Consider the following 8,972-nt stretch of genomic DNA (forward strand, 5'->3'; position numbering starts at 1 on the left):
CAAGCGAACCGAACCGCGAAGGACAGCGCAGTGAGCCTCCTGGAACAGCCGCCCCGCCCGGCCGGTGCCTTAGCGCGACTGCGCAGACCCGGCCGGTCCGGGGCGTCCGGGAACGGGCCCGGCGGCCGGCCGCGGCCCGTCCGCGAGCTGCTGCTGATCATCGTGCTGTTCGGCGCCTACAAGCTCGGCCGGCTGCTGGCGAACGGCCGGGTGACCGAGGCGTTCGACAACGCCCACCGCGTCTGGCACCTCGAACGCGTCCTGGCGCTGCCGGGCGAGACGGGCGTCCAGCACGGCCTGCTGCACAGCGAGCTCCTCGTGCACGCGGCCAACTGCTACTACGCCTACGTGCACTTCCCGGCGACCGCGGTGTTCCTGCTCTGGATCTACCTGCGCAGGCCCGCCCACTACCGGTGGGTGCGCCGGACGATCGTGCTGCTCACCGCGGCCGCGCTCGTCCTGCACCTGCTCGTGCCGCTGGCGCCGCCGCGGATGCTGCCCGCGACCGGGCTCATCGACACCGCCGCCCGGTTCGGACCGTCGGTGTACGGGGCGCCGCAGACCGACACGATCGCCAACCAGTACGCGGCCATGCCGTCCCTGCACATCGGCTGGGCCGCCCTCATCGCGCTCGGGCTCGTCGTCACGTCCAGGACGCGGTGGCGGTGGCTGTGGCTGCTGCATCCGGTGCTCACGATCGCGGTCGTGGTCGCCACCGCCAACCACTACTGGCTGGACGGCGTCGTGGTGCTGGCGCTGCTGTCGGTCATCGTCCTGCTGCTGCGCCCCCCGGTCGCGGACGAGCCGGCCGGCTAGCCGGCGGGTTCCGCGCCCAGCGTTTCGAGCAGCTCCGCCACCGGCTGGAGCTTCTCGTACAGCAGCAGGACGGGCTCGCCCGGCTCCGCCATGTCCAGCGCCGACGCGAGCGCGCCCTTCAGGTCGCCCGCCGGGTGGTGGCACACGTCCGGGCGGCCCTCCCGCAGCCCCTGCACGATCAGCCGGGTCATCTCGCCGGAGCGGCGGCCCCGCAGGTCCTCGTCCTCGTAGACGACGACGCGGCCGAACGTCCCCGACAGCGCCCGCGCGGTCTCGCCGACCAGCTCGTCGGAACGGTCGCCCGGCAGCGTCACCGCGGCGACCCCCGCGCCCCAGCGCCGCTCGACGAACGCGCCCATCGCCGAGACCGCCGCCGGGTTGTGCGCGTAGTCGACCAGGACCGGGTTCGAGCCGACCTGGTACACGCAGCCGCGGCCGGGGTTGCGGGTGTGCGGGTCGAACGAGCGCAGCGCCCGCGCCAGCACGTCCACCGGGACGCCGAGGGCGCGCGCGGCGGCGGACGCGGCCAGCGCGTCGGCGATCACGTGCCCGGCGTGCCCGCCGAACGAGCCCGCCACCTCCTCGGCCGGCAGGATCGGTGTCCGGGTGTCGCCGCGCGCCTCGGTCAGCCGGCCGTGCTCCACGAAGTAGCCGGTCCCGCCGTCCCGCAGGTGGCCGGCGAGGACGGGCGCGGCGGGGTCGAGCGCGAAGTAGCGGACCACGGGGTCGCGCCCGCGGACCCCCGGCCGCCCGGCCAGTGCCGCCGACGCCTCGTCCTCGGCGTTGAGGACGAGGTCGCCGCCGCGCCGGATCTCCTCGGCGACCAGCGCCTTGATGTCGACCAGGTCGTCCAGCGACTCGGTGTCGTCCATGCCGAGGTGGTCGCGGGTGATGTTGGTGACGACCGCGACGTCGGCGCGGTCGTAGCCGAGGCCGCGCCGGACGATCCCGCCCCGCGCCGTCTCCAGCACGGCCGCGTCCACCGACCGGTCGCCCAGCACCATCTCCGCCGAGCGCGGCCCGGACGCGTCGGACCGGTGGACGAGGCGCCCGCCCACGTACACGCCCTCGGTGCTGGTCATGCCGGTGCGCCGGCCGTCCAGCTCCAGCATGTGCGCGATCATCCGGACGGTCGTCGTCTTGCCGTTGGTGCCCGTCACCGACACGACCGGCACCCGCGACGGCGTGCCCTCCGGATACATCAGGCCGACGATGTCGCCGGCGACGTCCCGGCAGGCGCCCTCGTGCGGGGCCAGGTGCATCCGCAGCCCCGGCGCCGCGTTGACCTCCAGGATCCCGGCGGCGCCGCGCTCGGCGGGCGGTGGGGACGCGATGTCGGGCAGCCGCAGGTCGATGCCGCACACGTCCATGCCGGCGGCGGCCGCCGCCCGCACGCACATCGCCGCGACCTCGGCGTGCACGTCCGCGGTGACGTCCCGGCTGGTGCCGCCCGTGGACAGGTTCGCGTTGCGGCGCAGCCACACCCGCTCGCCGTCGCCCGGCACCGACGCCGGGCCGTGGCCCTGCCGTGCGAGCAGCGCCAGCTCGGTGGGGCCGAGGACGAGCCGGGTCAGCGGCCGGTCGTGGCCCTCGCCGCGCGCCGGGTCGGCGTTGACCCGCTCCACCAGCGCCTCGACCGTGGCCGTCCCGTCGCCGGTGACGCACGCCGCGGTCAGCTCGGCCGCCGCCGCGACGCGCCCGCCGACCACCAGCACCCGGTAGTCGCCGCCCGGGATGTAGGACTCCACGAGGACCTCGCCGTCGTCCCCGGCGGCGGACGCGAACGCCGCCACGACCTCCGGCGGCGTGGTGAGCTCGATGTGCACGCCCTCGCCCTGGTGGCCGGCGAGCGGCTTGACGACGACCGGCCCGCCGATGTCGCGCAGCGCCTCCAGCGCCTCGGCCGGAGACGCCGCGACCCGTCCCTCCGGCACCGGCAGCCCGGCGTCGGCCAGCACGCGGTGCGCGAGCCGCTTGTCGCCCGCGACCTCCATCCCGATCGCCGAGGTGGCGTCGGTCATCGCCGCCCACACCAGCCGCCGGTGCCGGCCGTACCCGAGCCGCAGCAGGTTGAGGCCGCCGACCCGGCGGACCGGGACGCCGCGCTCCCGCGCCGCCCGCGCCAGCGCGGCCGTGCTCACCCCGAGCCGCTCCTCCTCGTGGACGGCGGCGACGCGGGCCAGATCGGCGGACGGATCGGGCACGATCCCCGCGAGCGCGCCGTTCACGAGCCGTACCGCGAGCGTGATCAGCCGCTCCACCACCGGGCTGCCGGCCGGCTCGTCCCGCGGGCACTCAAGGATCACGTCGTAGTCGCTCGGCCCGCCCGCCCGCACGGTCCGGCCGAAGAACACCTCCCGGCCGATCAGCCCGGACAGCTCCAGCGTGACGTGCTCGGTGACGTGACCGAAATAGGTGCCGCGCGCCATCGCGGCCAGCAGCCCGCCCGGCCGGCCCGCCGAGCAGTGGTGCCCGGCCAGGCCGGGCAGCGCGGCCACGAGCCGCTCGGCGAAACCGGGATGGTCGGTGGTCTCGTGGCCGGTCAGGCCCTGCAGGTCCAGCCGCGCGATCGCGACCGGGCGGGACAGGTAGACGTTCGGGCCGCTCAGGCGGCGCACATGGTCGAGCCGCACGGCTACTCCTCCTCCGGCCCGCGCATGTTGCCGATCGCCGGGAGCTTGTCGTTCATCTGGAAGGCGCAGCCGGCCGGCAGCAGGTGCAGCGACACGTCGAACATCGCCATCGGCTCGTCGTCGGACGCGGCGTAGGCGACCGTCGCCTGCCCGGCGTCCACGACCGTGACCACGCCCGTACCGACGACCTCGAAATGGCCGTCGCCGACCACGATCGCCGTGTCCTCGTCTATGCCGACGCCCAGCAGCCGGGTGTCGAGCGCTATCCCGCTCATCAGCCGCGGCAGCCGGCCGCGCTCGTTGAAATGCATGTCGATCAGCACGTTGTCGAGCAGGCCGAGCCCGGGGCCGACCTTCACGCTGGACGCGGCCACCTCGTGGCCGTGCCCGCCGAGGATCATCCAGTGGCCCATCGCGGTCGCGCCCGCGCTGGTCCCGGCGATCACCAGGCCCTCCTGGTCGAGCCGCCGCTTCAGCAGGTCGTTGGTCTTCGAGCCGACCAGGGTGCGGATCCGCGACTGGTCGCCGCCGCTGAACAGGACCCCGGTCGCCGAATCCAGCGCCCGCAGCGTCGCCCCGTCGTCGGCCGCGGGCCGGCCCAGCAGCCGCAGCTCCCGCACCGAGGAGACGCCGAGCCGCCCGAACACGGCGGTGTACTCGTCGGCGACCTCCTCGGGTACCTCCGTCGCCGTCGTGATCACGACGATCCGCGCGTCCTCGTCGCCCGACAGCTCGACGAACGTCTCCAGGGGCCCGGCCCCGCAGGTCCGGTTCTCCGCCCCACCGATGATCAGCAGCCGGCCCTTGCGTCCGGCACCCGCGTGTTTGTCCTTCACATCTGCTGACTACCCCTGATCACATCCGGTAGTCTCACGATCGCGATGTGTCATGGGACGGGTCGCGCCGCCGCTGTGCCATGCTGTGCGGATGAGCGGCAGCCCCGTTCCGCCGGACGGCCCCGCCCGGCGCTCGTCCCGGCCGCCGGGGCCCGCCGCCGCGGTCGCCGCCGCGTCCGCCCACTACCTGCGGGGCGAGCCGATCGACATGTCGGCGCTGGCCGCCGAGCTGGGCGTCGGGCGCGCCACCCTCTACCGGTGGGTCGGCAGCCGCGAGCAGCTGCTCGCCACCCTCCTCGGGGAGATGACCGAGCGCACCTACCGGGTCGCCGCGCGGGGCGTCGGCGGCACCGGCGCCGACCGGATCCTCGCCGTCCTCGAACGGTTCATGCGCGCGGTGGTGGACGCCGAGCCGCTCAAGGCGTTCACCGAACGCGAACCCCGGCTGTTCATCCGGCTGGCCACCATGCCCGGCACCATCGAGGGCCGCGCCACCGAGCTGCTCACCGGGGAGCTGCAGGCGGAGATCGACCGCGGCGCGCTGCGCGTCCCGCTGCCCACCCGCACGCTGGCGCAGGCGATCGTCCGCGTCGCGGACTCGTTCATGTACGCGCACTACCTCGGCGGCAACCGGCCGGAGATCGACCAGGCCCTGGAGGTCGTCGAGCTGCTGCTGCGGCCCTGCGCGCCCGGCCCCGGCGGGGAATCTCCCGGCGCGCCGGGACGCTGAATCTTTGACGGGGCGAGACCGTTTCCTGACGATCGCCCCCGTGAGAGGCTGAAGTCATTGGACGCATCGTCGAAAGAGGGACCACCGGGCCGTGAGTGACATCCCCCGCCGCGCGGTGACGCGGACCGCCAAGCTGGCGACCCTCCCGCTCGGCTTCGCCGGGCGCACCGCCCTCGGGCTCGGCAAGCGGACGATCGGCCGCCCCGCCGAGGCCGTCGCGCTGGAGGTGCAGCGCCGCACCGCCGAGCAGCTGTTCGCCGTGCTCGGCGAGCTGAAGGGCGGCGCCATGAAGGTCGGGCAGCTGCTGTCGATCTTCGAGGCCGGGCTGCCCGAGGAGATCGCTGGGCCGTTCCGCGACAGCCTGACCCGCCTGCAGGAGTCGGCGCCGCCGATGCCCGCGTCCACCACCCACCAGGTCCTCGCGCAGGGCCTCGGCGACGACTGGCGCGGCATGTTCGCCGAGTTCGACGACCACCCGGCCGCGGCCGCGTCCATCGGCCAGGTCCACAAGGCCGTCTGGCACGACGGCCGCACGGTCGCGGTGAAGGTCCAGTACCCGGGCGCCGCCCGGGCGCTGATGAGCGACTTCAACCAGATCTCCCGGCTCAGCCGCCTGTTCACCCCGCTGTTCCCGGGCGTCGAGGTCAAGCCGGTCATCGCCGACCTCAAGCGCCGCCTGGAGAAGGAACTCGACTACGTCGACGAGGCCCGCGCCCAGACGGCGTTCCACGACGCCTACGCCGGCGACCCCGACTTCGCCGTCCCCGCCGTCGTCGCGCAGTCCGGCAACGTACTGGTCACCGAGTGGCTGGACGGCACGCCGCTCGCCAAGGTCATCGCCGGCGCCGACCAGGACCGCCGCGACCGCGCCGGCCTGCTGCTGTTCCGCTTCCTGCTGTCCGGCCCGGCCCGCTGCGAGATGATCCACATCGACCCGCACCCGGGCAACTTCCGGCTGCTGGACGACGGCCGCCTCGGCGTCCTGGACTTCGGCGGCGCCGCCCGCGTCCCGGCCGAGCTCCAGTGGTCGATCGGCCGCCTGCTGCGCATCGGCACCCTCGGCGACCCCGACGACATCGTCGACGCCCTCTGCGAGGAGGGCTTCCTCGCCCCCGAGGCCGAGGTGGACCCCGACGAGGTCGCCGCCCTGGTCGCCCCGCACGCGGCACCGTTCGCCGTGGAGCGGTTCCGCTACTCCCGCGAGTGGCTGCGCGAGCAGACCTCCCGCGGCCTCGGCCTCGCCTCCGACCTGCGCCCCGGCGCGCTCGCCCGCGCCTTCCGCCTCCCGCCGCAGTACCTCGCCGTCAGCCGCGCCCTCTCCGGCTGCGGCGGCGTCCTCTGCCAGCTGGAGGCCGAGGGCCCCTTCCGCGCCGAAGCGGAGACCTGGCTCCCCGGCTTCTCCGACGACGACGACCCGGACCTGGACGACCACTCCCAAGCCACCGCCTGACCCAGGCACACCGCGGCTCTCGCCGAGGTGACCGGAGCGAGCGCAGCGAGCGGAGGGCACCTCTGGGGTTTTAGGAGAGGGCTTCGGCCTCCTCCTGCTCCACCTGGGCGTTCCAGTCGCGCTTGGAGGACTGCCAGCCGTCCTCGTCGCGGCCCCGGCGCCAGTAGCCGGAGATGGAGAGGCGGTCCATGGGCAGGCCGCGCTCGACGCGGAGGTGGCGGCGGAGGGCCTTGACGAACTCGGCCTCGCCGTGGACGAAGGCGTGCACCTCGCCGTCCGGGAAGTCGAGCTTCTGCACGGCCTCGACCAGCAGATCGCCGATCCGGCCGGCGCCGCGGTGCAGCCACACGACCTCGGTGGCGGGCGGGGCCGGCAGGTCCTGCTCCTCCTCGGCGCCGGCGACCTCGACGTACACGCGGCAGGGCGCGCCGTCCGGGACGCGTCCGAGGGACGCGGCGATCGCCGGGAGGGCGCTCTCGTCGCCGACGAGGAGGTGCCAGCCGGCGTCGGCGCTCGGGGCGTAGGCGCCGCCGGGGCCGTTGAAGAAGATCTCATCGCCGGGCCGGGCGGCCGCGGCCCACGGCCCGGCGAGGCCCTTGTCGCCGTGGTGGACGAAGTCGATGGTCAGCTCGCGGGCCTCGGCGTCCCACGCGCGGACGGTGTAGGTCCGCGTGCTCGGCCACTGCTCGCGCGGCAGCTCCGCGCGGACCTTCTCCATGTCGAACGGCTCGGGGTACGCGACGCCCGGCTGGGGGAACAGCAGCTTCACGTAGTGGTCGGTGAACGCGCCCGCGCCGAACTCGGCCAGGCCCGGGCCGCCCACCACCACGCGGATCATGTGCGGGGTGAGGCGCTCGGTGCGCAGCACCGTCCCGCGGTGCAGCCTGCGTCCCTTGCGTGCGGGTTCCGTCGCCATGCGGTCCTCCGATGATCCGGATCACGGTACTTAGGCAACCCTAACCTCTGCGTCGTCAGGAATGTTCCTCCGGGGCCGTTCGCGGTCGGCCGCTATCGGTGCGGGACGCGCCGGGTTACGGTCTGGTGGGCGGCCGGGCGATGCGGACGGTGAGGCGGTTGGCGCTCAGCAGGCAGACGATGACGGACGAGCAGCGCAAGTCGGTGGCGCTGGAGTACCTGAAGGGTTTCGACAACGGCGGCGTGACGTCGGACGGCGCGCCGCTGCTCGACCTCTTCGCGGGCGACGCGCAGGTCTACTTCCCCAAGTGGGGGCTCGCCACCGGCAGGGACGAGATCGGCCGGCTGTTCGGCGACGTCGGCGTGACGATCAAGGCGATCCGGCACCACTACGCGTCGTTCAACTGGGTGTTCTCCGGCGGCGACACGGTGGTGTGCGAGGGCACCAGCCACGGCGAGCACCTGGACGGGCCGTGGCGGGCGGGCGTCCCCGAGTGGGGCGCCGGCCGGTGGTGCGACGTCTTCGAGATCCGGGACTGGAAGATCCAGCGCGTGTTCATCTACCTGGACCCCGACTACGCCGGCGCCGACACCGGCCGGTACCCCTGGCTCAAGGAGGAGTGACCCGGGCGCGGGTGCGGGCCACCTCGGCCGCGACCGCCGCGAACGCGGCGTCGGTCTCGTCCTCGGCGAGGACGGTGGCGAGGGTCGACTTCACGATGACGACGCCGTACCGGGGCGAGACCCAGATGAGCTGGCCGCCGAGGCCGTTGGCGGAGAAGCCGCCGTCCTCGCCGAGCCACCACTGCAGTCCGTACCCCTGGTTGAACGGGGCCGACGGGCGCGTCGACCGCGTCACCCACGAACCGGGGACGACCTGGCGCCCGTTGGCCTTCCCGCCGTTCAGGTACAGCAGGCCGAACCGCGCGAAGTCGCGGTCGGTGGCGTAGTAGCAGCAGTACCCCATGCTGTTGCCGTTGGAGTCGTTGCCCAGGTAGGCCTTGGAGGCCATCCCGGCCGGTCCCCAGATCTTCTTCTGGACGTACACGTGGTACGGGACTCCGGTCGCCTTGGCGACGACCCAGGAGAGCACGAACGAGTTCATGCTCGTGTACTCGAACCTGGTGCCGGGCTCCCAGCCGCGCTTCTGCTGCTTGGCCAGTTCGGTCAGCGGATACCCGAGGCTCGCGGCGACGTGCACGAACGGGACGTTGTAGGTCTCGGTCCACTGGATGCCCGACGACATCCGCAGCAGGTCGCGGAGTGAGACCCCGTCGTACCCGGAGCCCTTCAGTTCGGGGACGTACCCGGTGACGGGGTCGTCGATCGAGCCGATGAAGCCCTCGCCGAGCGCGATGCCGACGGCCGCGGAGGTGAACGACTTCGCCATCGACCACGACTGGAACAGGCTGTCGCGGCCGGCGGCCACGTACTGCTCGAAGACGATGTCGCGCCCGTCCAGGACGACGAATCCCTGCGTCCCCGTCCGGGCGAGGTAGTCGCCGAGCGTGTGCTTCTGGCCGTCGTAGCTATAGGTGACCGAGAGCGGCCGGTACGCCTCGCGGAGCGCGACGGGGTCGGGCGAGGGGAGC

8 protein-coding genes are annotated in these 8,972 nt (G+C 73.9%); 4 read left to right on the forward strand and 4 right to left on the reverse strand.

The annotated features are described in order from the left end of the window. The first annotated feature begins 30 nt into the window (after nt 1-30). Nucleotides 31-816 carry a phosphatase PAP2 family protein gene (locus E1293_RS18005; protein ID WP_243716303.1) on the forward strand — a complete coding sequence of 262 codons (786 nt, stop codon included), beginning with the start codon at nt 31-33 and terminating at the stop codon, nt 814-816. Here the strand turns inward: E1293_RS18005 and cphA are convergent. Further along, on the reverse strand, nt 813-3,449 hold the full coding sequence (gene cphA / locus E1293_RS18010) for a cyanophycin synthetase (RefSeq protein WP_132198571.1): 2,637 nt from the start codon (nt 3,447-3,449) through the stop codon (nt 813-815). The genes E1293_RS18005 and cphA overlap by 4 nt on opposite strands. Before the next feature lie 2 nt (nt 3,450-3,451). Then, entirely contained in the window at nt 3,452-4,285 is an 834-nt protein-coding gene (locus E1293_RS18015) for a cyanophycinase (protein WP_132198572.1), read from the reverse strand. A gap of 91 nt (nt 4,286-4,376) precedes the next feature. Here E1293_RS18015 and E1293_RS18020 point away from each other — a divergent pair, with 91 nt between their 5' ends. Together E1293_RS18020 and E1293_RS18025 are read left to right on the forward strand one after the other, a co-directional pair. Continuing rightward, nucleotides 4,377-5,015, forward strand: coding sequence for a QsdR family transcriptional regulator (locus tag E1293_RS18020; protein WP_165978265.1), 639 nt, complete (start codon nt 4,377-4,379; stop codon nt 5,013-5,015). A gap of 91 nt (nt 5,016-5,106) precedes the next feature. Continuing rightward, the gene (locus E1293_RS18025) at nt 5,107-6,465 is read left to right on the forward strand and encodes an ABC1 kinase family protein (RefSeq protein ID WP_165978266.1); all 1,359 of its coding nucleotides are present in this window, start codon (nt 5,107-5,109) and stop codon (nt 6,463-6,465) included. Between the two features lie 70 nt (nt 6,466-6,535). Here the strand turns inward: E1293_RS18025 and E1293_RS18030 are convergent, their stop codons facing one another. Next, nucleotides 6,536-7,381, reverse strand: a complete 846-nt coding sequence (locus tag E1293_RS18030) for a siderophore-interacting protein (RefSeq protein ID WP_132198573.1) — start codon at nt 7,379-7,381, stop codon at nt 6,536-6,538. Between the two features lie 158 nt (nt 7,382-7,539). On the opposite strand from E1293_RS18030, the gene E1293_RS18035 reads away from it, so the two are divergent. Further along, nucleotides 7,540-8,004 carry a nuclear transport factor 2 family protein gene (locus E1293_RS18035; RefSeq protein WP_132198574.1) on the forward strand — a complete coding sequence of 155 codons (465 nt, stop codon included), beginning with the start codon at nt 7,540-7,542 and terminating at the stop codon, nt 8,002-8,004. Here E1293_RS18035 and E1293_RS18040 read toward each other — a convergent pair. Beyond that, a partial coding sequence (locus E1293_RS18040; protein WP_132198575.1) for a serine hydrolase domain-containing protein occupies nt 7,991-8,972 on the reverse strand: 982 nt, incomplete at its 5' end. The two genes, E1293_RS18035 and E1293_RS18040, sit on opposite strands and share 14 nt — an antisense overlap.

The sequence above is a fragment of the Actinomadura darangshiensis genome (genome assembly GCF_004349235.1).
Lineage (GTDB): Bacteria > Actinomycetota > Actinomycetes > Streptosporangiales > Streptosporangiaceae > Spirillospora > Spirillospora darangshiensis.